This window comes from Klebsiella sp. S69 (assembly GCF_016516145.1).
In the GTDB taxonomy this organism is placed as follows: domain Bacteria; phylum Pseudomonadota; class Gammaproteobacteria; order Enterobacterales; family Enterobacteriaceae; genus Klebsiella; species Klebsiella oxytoca.
This window is the reverse complement of the sequence record NZ_JACVUU010000038.1, coordinates 21,861-44,068: the sequence shown is the minus strand read 5'-3', so window position 1 is coordinate 44,068 and position 22,208 is coordinate 21,861. Positions and strand designations below refer to the sequence as shown.

Genomic DNA, 22,208 nt, shown 5'->3' with positions numbered 1-22,208 from the left:
GCCAGCGCCTCTTTGATGGCGTGGACGTCCGGCGCGCAGTTGAGCTTCGCCGCAATCACCGCCAGCTGCCCGGCGTCGTGGTGGGCCAGCAGGCTTTCCAGCGCGGTCAGCGCCAGCCCGGCCTCCGGAATGTTCGACAGCAGGCCACCGAAGCCAATCGGCAGCAGCAGCAGCGGCTCGAACTTCCTGGCGATGGCCAGCCACAGCAGCAGCAGGCTCACCAGCAGCATGACGGCCTGGCCGGCGCCGAGGTGCATCAGCCCCATGCCCTGAATCAGGGCGTTCAGACTTTCCATTTCGCGTCCTCTTCCTTACGCCAGGCTCAGCAGGGTGTCGCCCACCGCCACCGCATCGCCGGATTTCACCGCGATACCGCGCACGGTCCCGGCCTGTGCGGCGCGGATTTCGGTTTCCATCTTCATGGCTTCCAGAATCAGCAGCACGTCGCCTTCGGCCACCGTCTGGCCTTCCGCGGCAATGACCTTCCAGATAGTGCCCGCCAGCGGCGCGGTCACCGGCGTGCCGGCACCTGCCGGGGCGGCCGCCTGAGCCGGGGCGGAAGAGGCAGCCGGCGCGGCCGCCGTCAGCTGGCTGATATCGCCGCCGTCGCTGACCTTCACCACAAAGGCTTTGCCCTCCACTTCCACGGTGTAGACGCCGGAGGCCGCCGGTTTAGCGGCTTTTGCCGTCGGTTTGACCTCTTCAGCCTGCGGCACCGGCTCGAACGCCGCCGGGTTATTGCGATTCTCCAGGAACTTCAGGCCGGGTTGCGGGAACAGCGCCACGGTGAGCACGTCATCGATGGCGTTCTCCGCCAGAACGATGCCCTTCTCCTGCGCCTGACGTTTCACGTCGGCTTCCAGCTGCGCCAGCTCCGGCTTCAGCAGGTCCGCCGGGCGGCAGGTGATGGCTTCTGCCCCTTCCAGCACGCGGGCCTGCAATGCCGCATTCACCGGCACCGGGGTGTGGCCGTATTCGCCCTTCAGAATGCCGGCAGTCTCCTTCGCGATGGTTTTGTAGCGCTCGCCGGTCAGCACGTTCAGCACCGCCTGGGTGCCGACAATCTGCGAGGTCGGGGTGACCAGCGGGATAAAGCCGAGGTCCTCACGCACGCGGGGGATTTCCGCCAGCACCTCATCCAGACGGTGGGCGGCGTTCTGCTGCTTCAGCTGGCCCTCGAGGTTGGTGAGCATCCCGCCCGGCACCTGGGCCACGAGGATACGGCTGTCGGTGCCCTTCAGCTGGCCTTCGAAGGCGTGGTATTTCCTGCGCACCTCGCGGAAGTACGCCGCGATGCTCTCCAGCCTGAGGATATCCAGCCCGGTGTCGTGCTCAGTACCCGCCAGCGTCGCCACCAGCGCCTCGGTGGCCGGGTGGCCGTAGGTGGCGCTCATGGAAGAGATGGCGGTATCAACGCCGTCAACGCCCGCCTCGATGGCCTTCAGCAGGGCCATCTCCGCCATCCCGGTGGTGGCATGAGCATGCAGGTGCAGCCTGACGTCATAGCGCTTCTTGATTTCGCTGACCAGCGCAAAGGCGGCCCCCGGGGTGAGAATGCCCGACATGTCTTTAATCGCGATGGAGTCGACGCCGGTCTCCAGCAGCTGTTCAGTCAGGTCAAGCCAGGTCTGCAGGGTGTGGGCCGGACTGGTGGTGTAGGAGAGCGTCCCCTGGGCGTGGGCGCCGTGGCTGCGCACCGCCTGCAGGGCGGCTTTCATGTTGCGCGGGTCGTTCATGGCGTCGAAGACGCGGAACACGTCCATGCCGTTTTTGACGGCGCGCTCAGTGAAGCGCTCCACCACGTCATCGGCGTAGTGGCGGTAGCCGAGGAGGTTCTGGCCGCGGAGCAGCATCTGCAGGGGGGTCTTCGGCATGGCCTTTTTGAGCTCGCGCAGGCGGACCCAGGGGTCCTCGCCGAGGAAGCGGATGCAGGCGTCAAAGGTGGCGCCGCCCCAGCACTCAAGGGACCAGTAGCCCGCGTCGTCGAGCTGAGCGGCGACGGGGAGCATATCGTCGAGGCGCAGGCGGGTGGCGAAAAGGGACTGGTGGGCGTCGCGCAGGACGACATCGGTAATGGCAACGGTCATGGATTCCTCCGTGAATTAAGGGTTAAGTCGGCGATGGTGGTGGAGAGCGGCGGCAATCACCGGCTTTAAGCGGGCGAAATCGTCAGCGTGCGCGGCGGCGGGCGCAGGTGCCGCCTTCGGCGCGACAGCCGGTTCGGGGAAGAAGCGGTTGACGGCGGCGGACATGCCCTGGATGGCGAAAATCAGCAGAAACAGAAACGCCAGCACGAACCCCATGCCGAGGAACATCAGGGTGAAGCCTTCGCCTAATAGCAGTGCTGCATCAGTCATAGAATAGCCTTCGAGCAGGAGGCACGATAATGATGTTATTTATCCCCGTCGTCTTTCAAGTTGCGTCTTTGTTGGCTACGTTCATTCACCCCAGTCACTTACTTGAGTAAGCTCCTGGGATTCTCTCTTGCCGTCTCAAAGCAACTCAAAATCCATGGGGTATATAACGAAAATAATAAGGGTGGATTTCCCTGAACCGCCCCGGTCAGAGTCCCTGTTTATTACCGTCATAAACATAACGCCATCATTATCGTGCGAATGATATAAATCAGATTATTTGATAAAACTTACGTTCTGGCATATTTCATCAGCGACAATCTCTTTACGCTGATTGAAAATAACTTTGTTCTGTTCAAACAGGTTATTACCATGCGTATCAATAGAAACAATTAACGGGCCAAACTCTTTCACCCGGCATACCCACAGCGTTTCCGGCATTCCCAGATCGCGCCACTGCGCATCTTCAATCTCTTCCACGCATACTGCCGCCACTACCGCACAGCCTGCCGGGAATACGCAGTGCAGCGCTTTATGCTCCGCACAGCCCTCTTCGGTGCCTTTCCCCATTCCGCCTTTACCAACGATTAATTTCACACCCGTTTTGGCAATGAATTCTTTTTCGAATTTTTCCATGCGCATACTGGTGGTTGGACCAACGGAGACCATTTCAAACTTATCGTCTTCGCCTTTAATTGGGCGGACGATTGGACCAGCGTGCAAAATAGCGCCACCGTTAACGTCTACGGGTAATTCGCGGCCACCTTCAATTAAGCGACGGTGCGCCACATCGCGACAGGTAACAATATGGCCATTGAGGTAAATAATATCGCCAGCTTTAATATCGGCTAAATCTTCATCTTTAATTGGCGTGGTAAGAATTTTTTTAGTCATCAGAAATTCACTCCGCTGTGAGACGTAATGGTGTAGTTCAAGTCTTTATCAAAAACGATATGCCCTTTACGGTGCGACCAGCAGCCGACGTTCACCGCCACTCCAATGGTGGATGGATGGCGCGCGGTGTTTTCAATATTCACGCCCATAACGGAAGTATTACCGGACATGCCCTGCGGCCCGAGGCCAATTTTATTGATGCCGTCTTCAAGCATTTTTTCCAGCGAAGCTGCACGCTCATTCTCATTATGCGAACCAATCGGACGCATCAGCGCTTTTTTCGACAGCAGCGCCGCCGTTTCAACGGAAGTCGCCACGCCCACGCCCACCAGCAGCGGCGGACACGCGTTCAGACCATAGCTGGTCATCACATCGAGGACAAAGCGAGTGACGCCTTCATAACCCGCGCCCGGCATCAGCACCATCGCTTTCCCCGGCAGGGAGCAGCCGCCGCCCGCCATATAGGTATAAATGCTGCACTGGTCGGAATCCGGGACAATCTCCCAGAATACCGTCGGCGTCCCTTTACCCACGTTTTTGCCGGTATTGTATTCATCAAAAGTTTCGACGCTGTTATGGCGCAGCGGAGAATCGACGGTCGCTTTGATCACCGCTTCACGCAGCAGCGCTTCCAGTTCGCCGATCAGCGGGAAGTTCGCCCCGCACTCCACCAGAAACTGAATCACCCCGGTATCCTGGCAGGAAGGACGATCCAGCTCTTTCGCCAGGCGCTGGTTCTCAATCATGGTCGTAAAGATGACGTCGGCCAGTTTACTGGTCTCTTTTTTATGCAAATCTTCCAGTTTTGCAGTGACGTCATCGGGCAAGACTTTGCCGGTGTATCCCACAAACTTGGCCATAATATTGGTCATATGGGATATCTGTTCACTTTTGCTCATAAATGCTCCTTAGTCAGAACAGCTTCCGTGAGTTACGGATGAAACGGGAAAAGGATTGGCAGCAGAATCAGGCTGACAATGGTGGAAACGATAATCAGAGGGATGCCGGATTTGGCGTAGTCGACAAACTTATATCCACCTGCCGACAGCACCATCATGTTGGCAGGCATACCGATTGGGGTGGCATAGGCGCAGGAACTGCCAATCACCGTGGCCATTAGCACGGCGCGCGGATCGGCCCCCATACCCGCAGCAATCGACAGGCTCACCGGTACCAGAAGCGCAACGGTCGCAGTATTGGACATAAAGTTGGTCATAACGACGGATAGAGCGAAAACCACCACCAGCAGCATGAATGGCGAAGAGTTGTTCCCCAGCATGCCGATAACCTGATCGGCAACCAGCTTTCCGGCACCGGTCATTTCCAGCGCTTTTGCTAACGCCAGGGTGCCGCCGAAGATAAAAATAGTTTGTGAATCAATGGCTTTATAGGCCTGCTTTTCGCTCAGCACCCCGGTGACTACCAGCACCAGCGCGCCAATACAGCCCGCTACCGCCAGGCTAATACCGGTCTGTTTTTCGAAAATCATGCCCAGGATCGTGGCAATCAAAACGACCAGCGACAGGATCTGCTTCCAGCGCGGAACATGGCTGTAATCGCGCTGTTCACCAATGCTGCCGACTTCGCTGCTATTCGGGTTATTGGGCAGAAACTTATAGCCAATCGTCAGGAAATAAATGATGCCGCAAACCAGCATCGGTAGACCCACTTTGGCATATTCAAAAAATCCGAAACCGCTGCCGATATTCTGCAACGCCGATTGTGCAATCAGATTGCCCGGCGCGCCGATCAGCGACAGGTTGCCGCCAAGCGCTGCGGCAAAAACCAGCGGCATCAGCAGACGAGAACGGGTAAAGCCAGATTTCGCCGCCACGCCGATGACGACGGGGATCAATACTGCGGCAGTACCGGTATTTGAAAGAAAGCCGGACATCACGCCGACCACCACCATAATCGTGAAAATCAGCTGCTTTTCAGTTTTGGCGAAGTGCGTAATCACGCCGCCAACTTTATTCGCCATCCCGGTTTCAAATAGCGCGCCGCCGACGATGAACATAGCGACGAAAAGAATAACGTTGGTGTCGATAAAGCCGGAAAAAGCCTGTTTGAGGTCAAGTACGCCGGTGAGAACCAGCGCTACGCAAACCACCATCGAAGTGACCGCAAGGGGTATTTTCTCCCACACGAACATGGCGATAGCAAACACCAGCAAACATAGAGTAATGGTAATCGGTTCCATATTTATAATTGTCCCATCAATGATATATGATATTGTATCCAATATTGACGAGAGGGAAATTATTCCCATGCAAAGAGTAAGTCAATGCGTTTTTCAGGAAAGCGTCAGGAGTGCGATCTTTATCAAAATATCGCAAAAGCAGTCACTTAGCGTAATTAATTGAGCAGATAAATAAGTAAGACGCCTGTAGCGATCGTACAGGCGGGGGGCGTCAAGCGCCGGGATCGTCAACGTAGCGCGTCAGCATATTCTCCATCGAACGGATAATATGTTCGCGCATTCGCAGGCGCGCCAGCTCTTCATCATGCAGCTCCAGAGCCTGTAAAATGCCCTTGTGCTCGCGTATCGAAATGGAAGCGTACTCTTCCTCAGTGACCTTATGTCCCATCGACAGCCCGTTCCACATATTGCTGAGCAAGAGCTTCATTTTAGCATTTCCGGCCGCATTCCATATCTCCATATGAAAGGCCTGATTCATGTCGGAATATTCAGCCGAGTTATTTTCGGCCAGCGCTTTTTCTGCCGAGTAGTGCACTTCGGCAATTCGCGAAATGTCCGTCCCGGGACGAGAGGCTTTAGCGACCGCTTCACTCTCCAGCAGCGCGCGAATCTCATAATGCTCGCGAATCGTTTGTTCGTTGATCCCCAGCACGACCGCCCCTTTATTGGGCCGGACTTTAATCAGCCCATCCGCGGCCAGAATCTGAAATGCTTCACGCACGGGCATACTGGAGACGCCGACCATGCTGGCGATCCCTTCAAGGGTAATTTCTTGCCCTTCAACTAAATCGCGCGACAGTATAGCTTTACGTAATACTGCCGCGACCTGCTCTTTCGCTGAAAGAAGCTTAATTTTCCCTAATCGAGGCTTCTGCACTTTCCCAATCCTTCATGTGTTGACGCATTATTTCTGCCAGAGAGAGGAAATAACGCTGCGTTTCCTGCGCGATCTCATCACCATCGCCCCGACGGATAGCGTCCATCAGAGAGCTGAGTATCTGCGCCGATTCCTGATTATCCTCTTTCAGATACAGAATGACATAGCTGATATAGCCATCCAAAAACTGCTGATAAATCTTTTGCAGATAGCGGTTATCAATATATGAAATTAGCGTCTGGTGGAACGCCAACTCCCGCGACCGCTCACCCGGATGCGCCAGCGCGCGCGCGCGCGCAGCGAGCGATTCGCCTGCCGCCGCGGGCACCAATAAAAAAAGCTCCGTGGCCATCACCGCAATTGCCCGAAAAATGTGGCTGACATGGTCAGGCTCCAGTTTCGCGACCTGCATATGGCGGTTTGGCAAGCGCACCAGAAACCCTTCCTGCTCAAGGGCCTGTAGCGCTTCCCGAACCGGCATACGAGAGAGCCCCAGCTGTTCCGCAATACTTTCCTGCGCAAGCTCCTCTCCGGGTTTCATCCCACCGGAAAGGATCTCATAACGGATCATCTGAGTAATGTGGTCCCTGGTCTGCTTTCTTTCAATTTTTTTCACGATGTCCTCATTTGTTGCCGCTTAAGACGCGGGGGAGTTTAGCAGATTTACCAGGCGGGAGAGTCATTCAGAGGCAGGAGAAAACCATAAAAAAGCCGGAACCCAGGTCCCGGCTTCTCTTTTTATGCCAGATTATTTATTCACAAAATCTTCGCCAAGGGCGATATCTTTCTGCAACGTATCCAGCATCCCTTCAAGCGCCTGTTGCTCAAACGCACTGAGTTTACCAATAGGCTGACGCTGCTCTACGCCATTTTTCCCCAGCAGTAGCGGCTGAGAGAAGAAACGGGCATATTGGCCATCACCTTCCACGTAGGCGCATTCCACCACCCCGTTCTCTCCCTGCATGGCGCGAACTAAAGAGAGACCAAATCGGGCTGCAGCCTGACCCATCGACAGGGTTGCTGAGCCGCCGCCAGCTTTGGCTTCAACGACTTCAGTACCGGCGTTTTGAATACGTTTAGTCAGATCCACCACTTCCTGCTCGCTGAAGCTCACGCCTGGAATTTGTGATAATAAAGGAAGAATAGTTACGCCTGAGTGGCCGCCGATTACCGGAACCTCAACATCGGATGAAGATTTGCCTTTCAGTTCCGCCACAAAGGTATTCGAGCGGATAATATCCAGCGTGGTTACGCCAAACAGCTTGTTCTTGTCGTAAACGCCGGCTTTTTTCAGCACTTCTGCGGCAATCGCCACGGTGGTATTTACCGGGTTGGTGATAATCCCGACGCAGGCCTGCGGGCAGGTTTTAGCAATTTGCTGAACCAGATTTTTCACAATACCGGCGTTAACGTTAAATAAATCGGAGCGATCCATACCGGGCTTACGCGCTACGCCCGCGGATATCAGCACCACATCCGCGCCTTCGAGTGCAGGGGTGGCGTCTTCGCCGGAAAAACCTTTGATTTTTACATCGGTAGGGATATGGCTAAGATCAACCGCCACGCCCGGAGTTACCGGAGCGATGTCGTACAACGAGAGTTCTGAACCTGAAGGCAGTTGGGTCTTAAGTAGTAGGGCAAGCGCCTGGCCAATTCCACCAGCGGCGCCGAGGACTGCAACTTTCATCCTAAACTCCTTATTATGGTTAAAATAATCTTTCGTTACTCCGTCGCCTGGACCTTAATTCACAAGATGAACAATTACAATAAGTATGGCTGAAGAATGCGTGGTCGTGCGCAGCGATGCAGCAGCTTCGCATTTTCCTCCCTGAGACTGACCATCCAGCAAAGTAGTACCGGATCGACTATTGGTTACAATACACCCAGCGTATTGAGCAGAACAACATCATTTAATAACATTTCATTTACTTTTGTAGCAACTCACACGCCGTGACGAAGGCATGTTCCTTATTAGAGTTTTTTGCTAAAATATGCGCCCTTCATAACATTATTTACGCTTCTCCCCTGTGGATTATTTGCATAAAAATGCATTGTTATGCATAATGATGTTGTTTTTACCACCATAATTGGGTGACTTATGCGAAGTTCGGCAAAACAAGAAGAACTGGTTAAAGCGTTTAAAGCGCTGCTTAAAGAAGAAAAATTCAGCTCTCAAGGTGAAATCGTCCAGGCACTACAGGAAGAAGGCTTCGATAATATCAACCAATCGAAAGTCTCACGTATGCTCACCAAATTTGGCGCTGTACGCACGCGCAACGCCAAAATGGAAATGGTTTACTGCCTGCCCGCCGAGCTTGGCGTCCCGACGACCTCCAGCCCGCTGAAAAATCTGGTGCTGGATATCGATTATAACGATTCAGTCGTGGTCATTCACACCAGCCCTGGCGCGGCACAGCTTATCGCCCGGCTTCTCGACTCGCTTGGCAAGGCTGAAGGCATCCTCGGGAGTATTGCTGGTGATGACACCATCTTTACCACCCCGGCCAGAGGTTTTACCGTTAAAGAGCTGCATGACGCCATTCTCGTTCTGTTTGAGCAAGAACTCTGATCCCCTCCCCTCTGGTTAACACCAGAGGGGAACCCTTCAAAAAATTATCATTCCTTTAACATTTTGTGTGTTTTTCCGCTTCTATACATTCATTTACTTGATGAAATTAACGTAAGCGCACAAAAGATCAAATTATCCTATCTTCATGATTTAAAAAGCTATAAAAGCAATCCATGTCGAAAAAATGACATTTCTAATACTTATACGTTATAAAAACGACGTTTCTTTGTAATTATTTACATGAACAACAATTAGCAAGGTATTAATATTTTCAGTTATTAGTGTATACTTGATTTTGTGATGAGGGTCACGAAACAAAAGACCTCAACAAAAAGATTCGACGAGGTGAACATCATGAAAATCAAAACCACTGTAGCAGCATTGAGCATCCTTTCCGTTCTCTCCTTTGGCGCCTTTGCCGCTGACTCTATCAACAGCGAACAGGCTCAGGGCCGTCAGGCAATCGGCACCGTTTCCGTCGGCGCGGTAAGTTCTTCCCCGATGGATATGCATGAAATGCTGAACAAAAAAGCGCAGGAAGAAGGTGCTTCTTCTTATCGCATTATTGAAGCACGTACCGGTGACCACTGGCACGCAACGGCTGAACTGTATAAATAAGATTTAACGATTGTCGGGCATTAACTAAACAGAATCTCTTCAGCGGCCTCAAGTTGATTACAACTTTCCGCCGCTGAAAATATGAAGGTTGGAGAAAAGATTATGAAAAGCGCAATTATCATCGCATCCCTGGGTCTGGCTTCCGTTCTCTCTTTCGGTGCAAACGCCGCCGTTAATCAAGTGAACGCAGAACAGGCGCAAAATTTACAGTCCATGGGCACCGTTTCCGTTTCTCAGGTAGGCAGCGCACCGATGGATATGCGTCAGGAGCTGGCGGCTAAAGCTGAAAAAGAAGGCGCCAGCAGCTACCGCATCATTGAAGCCCGTACCGGCGATAACTGGCACGCTACGGCTGAACTGTACAAATAAACCCTCGTCGTCTTATCCGACGACTTGCCCCCGCTCTGTCGGGGGCTTTTTTATGAATGCCGCACATTAAAACGAAGCTCTCCTTCCAGCTCCTCTTCCGCCTCATCAAAAAGCAGAATTAATGCGCCGAATCGGCGTCGCTGATTATCGCTTAAATGAATAAATTCAATCTCCAGCGGTAGCGGCAGCAACCCGGCGGTCACCGCATCCCATAGTGAATCAAGGTTGTTCACTTTCTCACGCTCTAAGTGAAAAGTACGTGAAAACTCGCGATAAAAATCCTGCTGCTCAGCTATTTCGTCAAAATCAAAGGTATAGGTAGTCGTCATTGCCCGCATCCTGTCCACACGTGCAGCTCGTCTTAGCCCGATATTCCGGCGTATCGTCCCACTCTGCTGGAGGAATTCGTTTTCTGACGATTAAGTATAGCGATAAAAAAACCGACGCTTCAGGCGTCGGTTATGGATGCTAGCTGTTGGTGAGTACGTGCTGATACTTATGCAGCATATCCACCAGCCTTCGTACCGGCTCGGTCACCTGGGAAGAGGCTTCCCAGTGCTGTAATTTTTGCTGATAGATATCCAGTTCATCAAGCAAACGGGCAAAATAGTAGCGACGCTTATCATCGCTCTTCGCGGAAATGACGCGATCCGCCGTGCGACGCAGCTGCCGGTGAAAGGCGGACAGATCGTCGTTTATCGGTACCGGTGCATCGCGCAGCCGCTGATGGGCAATAATCAGGGTTAATGCCAGACGAAAGCGCGCGATGTCGCCAGGAAACTTATTCAGCAATAAAAAAAGCTGACGATACAGAGCGGGCAAATGGTTCTCTTTACGTCGCGCCGTATTGGTGGTCAACGATGATACCGCTGCCGAGACAAACTGGTTAAGCAGCACGCGTCCGGTACGAGCCTGGGAGTTATCACGCACCAGCAGGATCACCATCAGCGCGAGGAAGCATCCTACGATCTGACCTAAGGCGCTATCAAGAAACTGGTTGAATTCAAACTTCATCGGGTTGTCAAGCACCAGGATATTAATCGTGCTGGCCAGCGCGCCCAACGACCCCAGGCGCCGCTTCTGTACCTCGATGCCGATAAAAAATGCCATCACCGCAAGGCTAATGCACAGCAGCAGCATACTTTGCTGCGTCGCAGGCATAATCACCAGGAAAAACAGCGCGCCCAGAGGTAAAGCCGCCAGCGTGCCGTAAAGGAAATCAATAGCCACCATCCGCGGATTTGGCAAACGCATCGCCAGAGCCGTAACAACCGCAATCATCACCATCGCCCCGCTTCCCGAAGTCCAGCCGGTCCATAGCCAGAACAACGTACCGAGGATACAAGAGATAGAAGTTCGCCAAAAGTTCACCATCGCATGATGGCGCTCGGCGGATTCTGCCTTCACCACCACTTCGCCCTGCAGTACTTCCTCTTCAATACGGCTGATTTTGGTATTGCCGACCACGCCCCGCTTCAAAAGCAGATAGCGCGTTGCAGCACCTACCCAGCTGTAGATCGTCACCGGCGTATTATGCTCCCCCTTCCAGGTCAAAAAGCGGCGCATACGTTTTAGCTGACGGTGCACGTCCTGCACGGTCTCAACCGGTTCAGCAAAGAGCTCCCGATAGTCATCCGTCACTATCTCAGGCCGGGTGTTCTGAATCAGAAAGGTTTCACAGGCCTGAGTAATCAGGGTCAAAGAGAGGGTGTTGATCGCCTTCAGGCGTTGATTCACTTTAGCCCAGCGCGAAGACTCCATGATCAGGTTGGCGCGCATCCCCTCCAACCCGTTGGTACGGCGGACCAGGGCGCTCCAGGCCTTATCGACCTCATCTTTATCGCCATGGGCCACGCAAAGCTGCATCAGGCGATATTGATCGATCAGCAGGTTATCCAGCTCAAGATCGATCTCTTTTTTTATCGATCGCGGAGAAAACAGCAGATCGGCCACAATGGCGCTGACGATACCGATGACAATCTCACTGCATCGTTCGACGGCGAACTGCGGCGCCAGCATCGGCTCTTCGTGAATAGTGATAATAATGATGAGCGCGGTATAACCCGCCAGACCCCACGCATAGGAGTTCTCAACCCGCACCAGCGAGGAGATCCAGGTACAGAAGCCCGCCCACAGGCAGCAAACCAGTACCATCAGCAACGGGGCGCGGATCATCAGGATGATAATCGCCAGTGCGGCGATACAGCCGATGAAGGTACCGACGATACGCAGCATCCCGCGATAGCGAATGGCGCCGGAGTAAGGCTCCCCGCCTGCGGCAAATGCCGGACCGGCAGCAACGATCGCTGCGGTAAGCACCGCCCAGCGCGGAGTTTCCAGCTGAAAATGAAAACCGACGAATAACGCCAGCACCACCGCGCAGGCTAACTTAACGGCGAAGCGGAGATGCCGGAGTTCGATGGTGAAGATCCCCATGGCGATTAACCGAACTCACGCAGGCGCATCGCCAGTTTCTGGAAGAAGTTTGCCTGACTGGTATCGCGATCCTCTTTACCCGTGATCACCACCGTCGCCGTGGTGCCCGCTGGCCAGAGATTGCCCTGCTGCTGATCAAGGCGAATACGTACCGGTACCCGCTGCGCCAGGCGCACCCACTCAAGATTAGAATCAATAGAGGCCAGCCCTTTTGAATCGCTGCTGCTGCTGGCATTGGTGACGCCAGCAGCGATGCTGTCGACGGTCCCCCTGAGGGTATGTACGCTTCCCAGAGGGGTAATTTCAGCACGAAACCCGGGGCGCACACCTTCAAGCTTGGTCTCTTCAAGATAGGCCATGACATAGAAGGTATTTTGCTTCACCAGCGCAACCGCGGTGGAACCTCGGGTGATAAACTCGCCGCGGTACACGTTCAGGTTGGTCACCCAGCCATCGGCCGGAGCGCGAATCACCGTCCGTTCAAGGTCAAGCTTCGCCAGATCGCGACTCGCCGTCGCTTTGGCTAATTGATGTTCAACGGTTTGCAGGACGTTATTCGCCTGGTCTATCTCTTCCCGGGACATGGCCTGGACGCCAAGACGGTTACGACGACCGGCTTCCACGCGCTTCTCCTGCGCCAGAGTCTGGTAATAGGAGACATCGGCTTCGGCCTCTGCTAACGCTTTCTGGTAACGCGGTTGGTCAATGACGAACAAAACCTGGTCTTTCTTAACCAGTTGGTTATCCTTGATATTCACCTGCGAAATCAGGCCGGAAACATCGGGAGCAATGGCTACAATATCCGCACTAAAGCGCGCATCGCGCGTCCAGGGCGATGCGGTGTAGTACACCCATGCGCGAAAAATCGCCATAAATGCAAGGATAACCAGTATCACAGTGATTGCGGTACGGAGGATATTTCTTGTTAGTGTTTTCACATCAACCTCAAACGAACAAACGTGATATCAGATAAAACAAGCAGCAATATAGCGCGGTATTGAACAGTGCCGGGTGCCAGACAAAATCATAGATGCCCGTTGGAACCAGCAGGCGGTGCACCAGCCAGAAGACGGCGAGCGACAACAGCAACTCAAAGAAGATCGGCGGAAACGACAAGCCGAAAATCACAATGACAGGAAACAGACTCATGATGACCTTGATAAGAAGCGTGCAGGTGATATGCGCAATGCGTTTATTATTTAGCTAACTATATAGTACCGTAACAATTGCAGCCTTATCTACAATGTGTGATCTAAATCACTTTTAAGCCAGAGTGAATAATGGAACGATTAAAACGCATGTCCGTTTTTGCCAGAGTGGTCGAATTAGGGTCATTTACCGCCGCGGCTCGCCAGCTCCAGATGAGCGTTTCTTCCATCAGCCAGACGGTAGCCAAACTGGAAGATGAGCTGCAGGTTAAGCTGCTCAACCGCAGTACGCGTAGCCTTGGCTTAACAGAAGCGGGAAAAATCTACTATCAAGGCTGTCGGCGAATGCTGTTCGAAGTCCAGGATGTCCATGAACAGTTGTACGCGTTTAACAATACGCCCATCGGTACCCTGCGCATCGGCTGTTCTTCAACTATGGCACAGAATGTCCTTGCGCGCATAACGGCGGACATGCTTAAAGAGCACCCCGGACTATCGATAAATCTGGTCACGGGCATCCCCGCTCCGGACCTGATTGCGGACGGTCTGGATGTGGTTATTCGCGTGGGGGCGCTGCAGGATTCCAGCCTCTTTTCCCGCCGCCTGGGTTCGATGCCGATGGTGCTGTGCGCGGCGAAAAGCTATCTCCAGCATGCCGGCTGTCCGGAAAAACCAGCAGATCTCGCCAGCCACTCCTGGCTGGAATACAGCGTCCGGCCGGATAACGAATTTGAAATCATCGCCCCGGAAGGGATCTCAACCAAACTGATCCCTCAGGGCCGATTTGTCACTAACGATCCAATGACGCTGGTCCGCTGGCTGACGGCAGGCGTCGGCGTGGCTTATGTTCCGCTGATGTGGGCGATCGACGAGATCAACCGCGGCGAACTGGAGATCCTGCTGCCGAGCTACCAGTCCGATCCGCGCCCGGTTTACGCGCTGTATACCGAGAAAGATAAGCTGCCTCTGAAAGTACAGGTATGCATTAATTATCTGACGGAGTATTTCGTCGGGGTGGCAAAAATTTATCAGGGCATGCACGGTCGGGGGATTGCCCGCTAGCCGTCCGAATCAGCCAAAGAGGGCATTAACTCATTATCAGGTCCGGCATCGGAAATGATTTGCGTCACTTCGCTGAGATTTCCGATGCGCACCTCGCCGGCACGATGAAATTTACTTTTGTCGATAAGCAATAGCGACTGCGCCGCCCGTTTCAGGAGCAAGGATTTGTACGCGGCATTGTTAACGCTGGAATCCCAGAGTACGCCATCGTTATCGATCCCTTCGCAGGAAAAAATAAACAGATCGATCTCCAGCGATTTGACCTGCGATAACAGCGCGGGGTTAACGTAATAGCCATATTGACGCAGAAGCTGACCACCGGCGCTAATTAACTGGATCCGCTCGCGGCGGCCAAGTTCAACGCAGACCGGGTGGCTATTGGTAAATACCGTCAGGTTAATATCCGGCAGCTGACGCGCCAGAAACCAACAGGTTGAGCTGGCATCCAGCGCGATCGTCATGCCTGCATCAATCCACGCCAGCGCCGTACGCGCAATATCGGATTTATGGGCATAGTGGCTTTTCACGCGACGATGAAAAGGCTTCTCGCCGTGATGATTATCGCGTTGAAGAACTCGCGCCCGCCCGTGACTACGCTGAATGCTCCCCTGCCTCTGTAGCTCACTCAAATCGCGGCGAATGGTCTCAATGCTGACCTGCAGAAGATGGGACAACGCTTCGGTGGTTAAAGTGTGATGCTGATTGAGTAACTCAACTATCTGCTGCTGACGCGCGGCTTTCATCGCGACCCCGCGGAGGTAATTTGCGCTTTCGCGGAATGCGAAAGCGCATGATGAGGGATCAGGCGGTACCGCCGACGGTGAGTTTATCCACTTTCAGCGTGGGCTGACCGACGCCAACCGGCACGCTCTGGCCCTCTTTACCGCAAACGCCGACGCCGCTATCCAGCTTCAGATCGTTCCCCACCATCGAAATCTGCTGCATCGCTTCAATGCCGGAGCCGATAAGCGTTGCCCCCTTCACCGCTTTGGTCACTTTCCCTTTCTCAATCAGGTAGGCTTCCGAGGTAGAGAAAACGAATTTCCCGGAAGTGATATCTACCTGACCGCCGCCGAAGTTCGGCGCATAGATACCGTAATCGACCGATTCGATAATTTCCTGCGGCGTGGATTTACCCGCCAGCATGTAGGTGTTGGTCATACGCGGCATAGGCAGATGCGCGTAGGATTCGCGGCGACCGTTACCGGTTGGCGCCACGCCCATCAGCCTAGCGTTGAGCTTGTCCTGCATATAACCTTTCAGAATCCCGTTTTCGATCAGCACGTTATACTGCCCAGGCGTACCTTCATCGTCAATGGCGACGGAGCCGCGACGGTTGGCCATGGTGCCGTCATCCACAACGGTACATAGCTCAGAGGCCACCAGTTCCCCCATATGACCGCTGAACACCGAGGTTCCGCGACGGTTAAAATCGCCTTCCAGGCCGTGACCAACGGCTTCATGCAGCAGCACGCCAGGCCAGCCAGCACCCAGAACAACCGGCAACATCCCGGCAGGCGCTGCGACGGCGGTCAGGTTGACCAGCGCCATACGCACGGCTTCTCTCGCCCAAACATCAGCGCGCACTTCTCCCTCCAGCGAGGCCAGGAAATAGTCGTAGCCAAAGCGGCCGCCGCCGCCGCTGGCGCCGCGCTCGCGTTTGCCGTTTTCTTCCACCAGCACGCTGACGGAAAGACGAACCAGCGGACGAACGTCAGCCGCTAGCGTGCCGTCGGTGGCGGCAACAAGAATTAACTCATAGACACCGGTCAGACTGGCGGACACTTCCTGCACGCGTTTATCGGCCGCGCGGGCGGTTTTATCGACCCGGCGCAGAATATCCAGCTTCTCTTCGCGGCTCATGCTCTGCAGCGGGTCAATGCTGGTATAGAGGGAGCTGTACTCCACCGCTCCAAGAGTATGAACTTTACCATCACCGCGATCGCGCACGATGGTGCGTGCCGCCTGCGCGCTCTGTTCCAGCGCCAGCCGGCTAATCTGATCAGCGTACGCAAAGCCGGTTTTTTCCCCGCTCACCGCGCGAACGCCGACGCCCTGGTCGATATTGTACGAACCATCTTTAATGATGCTGTCTTCCAGAACCCAGGACTCGTGATAGCTCGACTGAAAATAGAGATCGCCGTAATCCAGACGACGCTCGGCCAGCTGGCCAAGAATGGTAAACAGATCCTGATGATTCAGGCCGTTTGCCGACAGTAATTGTTCACTTACCAGGTTCAGACTCATCGTTATGCTACTCGTTTGTTGCCGCCTCTCGGGCGGAAATAAAAAACGCTATCTATTGAGAGTGCGGTAATTCCCCGCAATCGTCAAATCATTGCTTTTTGTCGCTCCGCGCCTGGCGCAGCACTTCGTTAATTTGCGGCTGATCGATAGGACCGGTGATGCGATAGCGCAAAATAGAGACCTTATTCCATAGCGGTCCCAGCACCTTACTGGCGGCAAAGACCGCAGCACCGATTATCGGGTTAACGGCAAAGGCCGCCGCAACGCCTACGGTCGCGGAGATTTCCGGCGCGACCACGGCCTGCATATCCAGCTGGCGGCGAACAAGATCCACCGAGCCTTTCATTGCGATATCCGCTTCCAGACCATCGACCAGCGTATCATCGGTATGCAGAACGCCGTCTTTAATCCATGCCGTGCTGCGAATCGAATCGAAGTAGAACCCTTCGCTGAACGTATCGCTAAAGTCGAAGCGCAGCTTGCGCAGCAGTGCATCAACGCTCAGCAGGCGCAGAAGCTGGCCGGCGTGTCCGGTGCTGATATCGGTAAACTCTCCCTTCCCGAGACGGCTTTTAAGAATGCCGTTAAGCGAAGCAACGTCCGGCTGCCACGGCGGCGCGCGCCAGTGTAGATCGTAATCAATATCGAACGACGATCCTTTTACCGGTGTGGACACGCCGAAGAAGTTTACAAAATCATCGGTTTTATTCCCGTGCAGCTTACCTTTTAATGAGGTCCGTACGCCGCTCGGGGCGCTAACCCATACGCCATCGCTCGTCAGACGGCCAAAACCGGTATCCACCAGCCCGTTCGCCAGGGTCAGGGTATCGCCGCTGATCGTAAAATCGCCGTCGATACGACCATATTTTTGCCCCCACAGCCAGCACTCTGCGCAGCGAAGCTGGAGATCGGGCCAGCCGTGGAAATCTACTTTTGTCTCGGTCAGCGGAGCGCTGCTATTTTCCGTCCCACTGCTTTTCGCCGAAGTTGGGTTGTAATAGAGGTAGCGAATGGCCGCCAGCCACGGGGCATTTTTGCGCATCGTCAGGGTAGCGTTGACTTCACGCCCCTGAGCTTCAATCTTCGTTCCCCCTGCATCGGGCCGGGAGACCAGGCTGACGTTATTCCAGCTCTGACCCGCCATCGTTAACGTCGGCGTACGCAGCGTGACCTGCTGCGGGAAGACAATACTACTGCTGACGTCAGTTGCCGCACCGCGCTGGAACAGCGCCAGCCACTGCGCGCCATCCATCGGCGGCATATTCAGCTCGACGCCTGACTGCGCAGGCAGCGGAGATACGGCTTTACTGTCAGAAGTTAAAATCGCGCGATCTAGTGTGAGCTTATTGCCCAGCAGCCAGCGGCTATTAATGTGATTCTTCGTCCCCATGGAGCCGGTCAAATTAAAGCTGCTTAATCCGCCATCAACCTTAATTTTTACCGGTAAAGGCTCACCGGCCTGCTTATCAACCGGAGCAGGTAAGTGACTACTTACGTTTTTCAGCTCACCGTTAATATCGACTTTATAATTTGCGCTGCCGCGGTACGGAAGCTCAATCGCCACTTTACCGTCCCAGGGCACGCTGCCGCTCAGGCTGTTCTCCAGCGCTTTCGGCAACAGACCGGTACGCGCAGGCTCCCAGTTGGCGTTCATCCCGACGTTAACCAGGAACGCTTTCTCGCCCTCGGTGGTCGAGAAATCAACGTTCAGCGGCTGATTAAACCAGGTCGCGCTCATCGGTTCGCTTTTCAGATCGCCGTTTACAAAGCTGAATTTACCGCTCAGGTTTTGCAGCGTGGTATCGATAGGCTTGATAAACAGACTATTATTCTTCAGTTGGACGTCGCCTTTGGCGGTGGTCATCTCGCCGTCCAGCGGGATGTTCAAATGTAAGCGAGCGCTCACATCCCCATCCAACTGAAGCTCGTCCAGCGCCGCGCCCAGCGTCTCTTTCAACGGCGTCTCGTTAAAGTAAGGACCAACCTCTTTACCCGGGCCGTTAACATCGGCATCAATCAGCAGTTTTTCTCGCGAGTAGTCCGGTATCACCGCGTCCAGATTACTGGCCGTCACTTTGCCGAGCATCGCCTTATCGGCCTTCATCCACAGCCCGTCATTGATAAAGTTAAGATCGATATTCAGGCCGGTGAGCGCTGGCCAGTCAGGCTGAAAGGCGAAGGTGGCGTTTTTTAGCGGCACCGAGACCTGAAACTGACCTTCATTGTGCTTGTAAGGGAACAGATGGGGATTACCGCCGTAAGCCAGCGTGGCGTCGGTGGCCTGGCCGCCTTTAATCGCCCCGCTAAGATAATCCACCAGCTCTTTACCCATCAGATTTTCAGGGAAGTAGCGCCATGCCTGACCGCCATCATTGGTACTGATTCCGGCCAGAATACCGAGCCAGGGTTCATCACCCTGCGGTTGCAGATAGCGGAAGCCGCCGCGGGCGCGAACGCCGGTAGCCTGCACGTCAACATCGCGACCGTCGAGCATAAAACCTTTGTCGTTCTTTATCCAACTGAGCGTCGCATCGCCTTTAGCGATCTCCAGCGGCGCGCGAAATACCGTCTCATAAGGCATTTTTGCCTGCTTTATGCTGGCATGCAGGATACCGTTCTCCACGCTCCCGGCAATGCTGCCGGAAAAATGCTCCGCGCCGGGCAACATCTTCCACTGCTTCCAGGACATGTCGCTCCAGTCCGCTTTGAAACGCGTTTTCTCCGCCATCTGGAGCGGAATATCGAGCGCCAGAAGATTGATCTTGCCATCCGGCTGCGTTGTACGCCAGATTTCACCCAGCGACGGCGCCAGTTTATCCGCCATCGGCTGCAGCCCGGTCAGGCCGCTAAGATTAAGGTTGCTGGCGCGTATGCGCAGCTCATCGCTGCGCTGAGCATTTGTTCCGCCGACATCCTGGGCAGGTATCCACGCCATCGCCAGCGCGCCGCGCGGCCAGGGTTTATCATCCATGGAGATACGCGTGTCCGGGATGCGAAAGCCCCAGCTGTGGTTATCGCGATAGATGTGCGCGGTCAGATTATCGACCGACAGATGATGCTTATCTTTATCGCCCTGCCAGCTGGCGCCGCCTTTTTTCAGCCACACATCTCCGCTGGCGACATCGCCTTTGTCGATAGTCATCCAGCCTTCCAGGCTAAACTTCGCGCTCTGTAGGGCGATGTTGTCCTGCATCCAGCGTCCAAGCCAGGGCTTAACGTCGATGTCATCGGCCTGAAGCCAGACGCGCCCCTTATTGAGCAAACCGTCTTCGTCGCGCAGATCCATTCGCACCTGCATCACGCCATGCTGGCCGGTCAGGCTACTGAGGCTAAGCTGTCCTTCCGCGCGATGGCGATTTTTACCGTTCAGCCAGGTAAGCTGCGGAATCGTAAGTTCTGCCCGCTGACCGGAAATCGTCAGGAAGCTCAGATGACTATCGCGAAGGGTAAAGTGATCGAACTGGCGGAGGAAAAGATCGCTGATGCGGTCAGTTTTCAGACCTTCGCCGCTGTTATTGGTTTGGATCGGCGTGTTGGTATGAACCTGTAGCTGCCAGAAGGTCAGGTCGCGAAACTGCCAGCGCATATGCAGCAGACTTTGCCATACGTCGAGCGCCAGAGTGACGCGTTTGACGGAAAGCTCACCGCCGTCGCTCAGGCCTGCCTTGATATCACGGACATCAAGCGTCGGGCCAAACGTCTGCCAGCTGGCGGTAATTTGTGAGGCATCGACCGGTACACCGGCAATCGCCGATACTTTTTCCAGCACCTGCGGACGCCAACTGTTCAACTGCGGCAGTACGAGACGCAGACCGCTCACCAGCAGTGCGACGACAACAATCACTGTTGCCGCGGTGAGCAGTAAAATCCCGGGCAGTCGCCTCACGCATCTCTCCTTGTCAGCCTTTTACGCGCCATCCTTTTACCTGCCCCTGTCCTGAAGTGAGCCAGGCAAAACGGATGATTACATCATTACTACATCAAACTGCTCTTGATTATAGAGCGGTTCAATTTGTACTTTGACCTGCTTACCGACAAAGATCTCGACTTCCGCCAGTGCATGCGACTCTTCCCCTTTCAGCGTTTCCGCTACCGCAGGAGAAGCATAGACCAGGAATCGGTCGGAATCGTAGGCGTGGTGTACGCGCACGATTTCACGCATGATTTCGTAGCACACCGTTTCTACCGTTTTCACCGTGCCGCGGCCATGGCAGGTCGGGCACTCATTGCACAGCACGTGCTCCACGCTTTCGCGGGTGCGCTTGCGGGTCATCTCCACCAGCCCAAGCTGAGAGAAGCCGTTTATGCTGGTTTTTACCCGATCCTTGCTCAGCGCCTGTTCCAGCGAATGCAGCACCCGCCGACGGTGATCCTCATTATTCATATCAATGAAATCAATGATGATAATACCGCCAAGATTGCGCAGACGCAGCTGACGGGCAATGGCCTGGGTCGCCTCAATATTGGTATTAAAAATAGTATCGTCAAGATTACGGTGACCGACGAATGCTCCGGTATTGATATCGACGGTAGTCATCGCTTCCGTCTGGTCGATGATCAGATAACCGCCTGATTTCAGTTCAACTTTACGCTCCAGCGCGCGCTGGATTTCGTTTTCTACGTCAAAGAGATCGAAAATCGGCTGGCGGCCGCTGTAGTGCTCCAGCTTGCTGGTCATCTCCGGAATATATTCGGCGGTAAACTCAAGCAGCGATTCGTAGGTCAGACGGGAGTCTACGCGAATACGGTCAAGATGCGCATCGGCGAAATCACGTAGCACGCGCTGCGCCAGGGCCAGTTCACCGTACAGTTGATAACGCGTCTGCTGGCGCTTTTTGCGCTCCATGACTTTTGTCCAGACGCGCTTGAGGTAGGCGGCATCTGCGGCCATCTCCTGCTCATGTACCCCTTCAGCCGCGGTACGAATAATGAAACCGCCCTGTTCGTCACAGTATTCAGACACCACTTTTTTCAGGCGCTCACGTTCCGCTTCGCTTTCAATACGCTGAGAGACGCCGACGTGCGAAGCGCCTGGCATAAAGACCAGATAGCGAGAAGGAATGGTGATATCGGTGGTGAGACGGGCGCCTTTGGTACCCAGCGGGTCTTTCACCACCTGCACCATTAAATCCTGCCCCTGGCGCACCAGTTCGGAAATATCGCGAACGGTGAACTGTTTTTGCTCTTCACCTGCCACACATTCGGTGTGCGGCATAATATCGGAAGCGTGCAGAAACGCGGCTTTATCGAGGCCAATATCTACAAAAGCCGCCTGCATTCCCGGCAGCACCCGACTGACACGACCTTTGTAGATATTGCCTACTATTCCGCGTCGCGCTTCACGCTCAATATGAATTTCCTGAAGAATACCGCCATCAATATAAGCGACGCGCGTTTCCGATGGCGTTACGTTAACTAATAATTCAGCAGTCAT

At 54.3% G+C, this 22,208-nt stretch carries 21 protein-coding genes; 4 read left to right on the top strand and 17 right to left on the bottom strand.

Annotated elements, in window-relative coordinates:
- From IAE27_RS28025 to mdh, 9 genes are all read right to left on the bottom strand, one after another.
- A partial coding sequence (locus IAE27_RS28025; protein WP_196548453.1) for a sodium ion-translocating decarboxylase subunit beta occupies positions 1-296 on the bottom strand: 296 nt, incomplete at its 3' end.
- A gap of 15 nt (positions 297-311) precedes the next feature.
- Complete coding sequence (gene oadA / locus IAE27_RS28020) at positions 312-2,087, bottom strand: sodium-extruding oxaloacetate decarboxylase subunit alpha (RefSeq protein ID WP_200093236.1); 1,776 nt, start codon at positions 2,085-2,087, stop codon at positions 312-314.
- A 15-nt stretch (positions 2,088-2,102) separates the two neighbouring features.
- Entirely contained in the window at positions 2,103-2,357 is a 255-nt protein-coding gene (locus tag IAE27_RS28015) for an oxaloacetate decarboxylase subunit gamma (RefSeq protein ID WP_004106216.1), read from the bottom strand.
- A 273-nt stretch (positions 2,358-2,630) separates the two neighbouring features.
- Positions 2,631-3,248, bottom strand: a complete 618-nt coding sequence (gene ttdB, locus IAE27_RS28010) for a L(+)-tartrate dehydratase subunit beta (RefSeq protein WP_004106218.1) — start codon at positions 3,246-3,248, stop codon at positions 2,631-2,633.
- Positions 3,248-4,147 (bottom strand): L(+)-tartrate dehydratase subunit alpha, encoded by a 900-nt coding sequence (gene ttdA, locus IAE27_RS28005; RefSeq protein WP_004106220.1) that lies wholly within the window; start codon positions 4,145-4,147, stop codon positions 3,248-3,250. Before ttdA ends, ttdB begins: the two co-directional genes overlap by 1 nt.
- A gap of 32 nt (positions 4,148-4,179) precedes the next feature.
- A complete protein-coding gene (locus IAE27_RS28000) occupies positions 4,180-5,448 on the bottom strand; it encodes an SLC13 family permease (RefSeq protein ID WP_017145340.1) in 1,269 nt (422 codons plus the stop codon).
- 211 nt (positions 5,449-5,659) lie between these two features.
- Complete coding sequence (locus IAE27_RS27995) at positions 5,660-6,325, bottom strand: GntR family transcriptional regulator (protein ID WP_070555392.1); 666 nt, start codon at positions 6,323-6,325, stop codon at positions 5,660-5,662.
- Entirely contained in the window at positions 6,297-6,941 is a 645-nt protein-coding gene (locus tag IAE27_RS27990; RefSeq protein ID WP_004106223.1) for a GntR family transcriptional regulator, read from the bottom strand. Before IAE27_RS27990 ends, IAE27_RS27995 begins: the two co-directional genes overlap by 29 nt.
- Positions 6,942-7,073: 132 nt before the next feature.
- Positions 7,074-8,012, bottom strand: a complete 939-nt coding sequence (mdh, locus tag IAE27_RS27985; protein ID WP_070555395.1) for a malate dehydrogenase — start codon at positions 8,010-8,012, stop codon at positions 7,074-7,076.
- 411 nt (positions 8,013-8,423) lie between these two features.
- On the opposite strand from mdh, the gene argR reads away from it, so the two are divergent.
- The 3 genes from argR to yhcN-B all read left to right on the top strand — a co-directional run bounded on the left by argR (position 8,424) and on the right by yhcN-B (position 9,881).
- Positions 8,424-8,894 carry a transcriptional regulator ArgR gene (argR, locus tag IAE27_RS27980; protein ID WP_004106225.1) on the top strand — a complete coding sequence of 157 codons (471 nt, stop codon included), beginning with the start codon at positions 8,424-8,426 and terminating at the stop codon, positions 8,892-8,894.
- Positions 8,895-9,248: 354 nt separating this feature from the next.
- On the top strand, positions 9,249-9,512 hold the full coding sequence (gene yhcN / locus IAE27_RS27975) for a peroxide/acid stress response protein YhcN (RefSeq protein WP_004106226.1): 264 nt from the start codon (positions 9,249-9,251) through the stop codon (positions 9,510-9,512).
- 102 nt (positions 9,513-9,614) lie between these two features.
- A complete protein-coding gene (gene yhcN-B / locus IAE27_RS27970) occupies positions 9,615-9,881 on the top strand; it encodes a DUF1471 family stress response protein YhcN-B (protein ID WP_004106229.1) in 267 nt (88 codons plus the stop codon).
- Between the two features lie 50 nt (positions 9,882-9,931).
- Here yhcN-B and IAE27_RS27965 read toward each other — a convergent pair whose 3' ends face one another.
- The 4 genes from IAE27_RS27965 to aaeX form a co-directional block, all read right to left on the bottom strand.
- Positions 9,932-10,210 (bottom strand): barstar family protein, encoded by a 279-nt coding sequence (locus IAE27_RS27965; RefSeq protein ID WP_023321690.1) that lies wholly within the window; start codon positions 10,208-10,210, stop codon positions 9,932-9,934.
- Between the two features lie 139 nt (positions 10,211-10,349).
- Complete coding sequence (aaeB, locus tag IAE27_RS27960; RefSeq protein WP_004106233.1) at positions 10,350-12,317, bottom strand: p-hydroxybenzoic acid efflux pump subunit AaeB; 1,968 nt, start codon at positions 12,315-12,317, stop codon at positions 10,350-10,352.
- A 5-nt stretch (positions 12,318-12,322) separates the two neighbouring features.
- On the bottom strand, positions 12,323-13,255 hold the full coding sequence (gene aaeA, locus IAE27_RS27955) for a p-hydroxybenzoic acid efflux pump subunit AaeA (protein WP_004106235.1): 933 nt from the start codon (positions 13,253-13,255) through the stop codon (positions 12,323-12,325).
- A gap of 7 nt (positions 13,256-13,262) precedes the next feature.
- Entirely contained in the window at positions 13,263-13,466 is a 204-nt protein-coding gene (gene aaeX, locus IAE27_RS27950; protein WP_004106237.1) for a p-hydroxybenzoic acid efflux pump operon protein AaeX, read from the bottom strand.
- 131 nt (positions 13,467-13,597) lie between these two features.
- On the opposite strand from aaeX, the gene aaeR reads away from it, so the two are divergent.
- On the top strand, positions 13,598-14,527 hold the full coding sequence (aaeR, locus tag IAE27_RS27945) for an HTH-type transcriptional activator AaeR (protein WP_004106239.1): 930 nt from the start codon (positions 13,598-13,600) through the stop codon (positions 14,525-14,527).
- Here the strand turns inward: aaeR and fucR are convergent.
- The 4 genes from fucR to rng form a co-directional block, all read right to left on the bottom strand.
- The gene (gene fucR, locus IAE27_RS27940) at positions 14,524-15,270 is read right to left on the bottom strand and encodes an L-fucose operon activator (protein ID WP_064373941.1); all 747 of its coding nucleotides are present in this window, start codon (positions 15,268-15,270) and stop codon (positions 14,524-14,526) included. The genes aaeR and fucR overlap by 4 nt on opposite strands.
- A 58-nt stretch (positions 15,271-15,328) precedes the next feature.
- On the bottom strand, positions 15,329-16,774 hold the full coding sequence (gene tldD / locus IAE27_RS27935; protein WP_004115906.1) for a metalloprotease TldD: 1,446 nt from the start codon (positions 16,772-16,774) through the stop codon (positions 15,329-15,331).
- Between the two features lie 88 nt (positions 16,775-16,862).
- On the bottom strand, positions 16,863-20,660 hold the full coding sequence (gene yhdP / locus IAE27_RS27930) for an AsmA2 domain-containing protein YhdP (protein ID WP_154022666.1): 3,798 nt from the start codon (positions 20,658-20,660) through the stop codon (positions 16,863-16,865).
- Positions 20,661-20,738: 78 nt separating this feature from the next.
- Positions 20,739-22,208, bottom strand: a complete 1,470-nt coding sequence (gene rng / locus IAE27_RS27925; RefSeq protein WP_004106246.1) for a ribonuclease G — start codon at positions 22,206-22,208, stop codon at positions 20,739-20,741.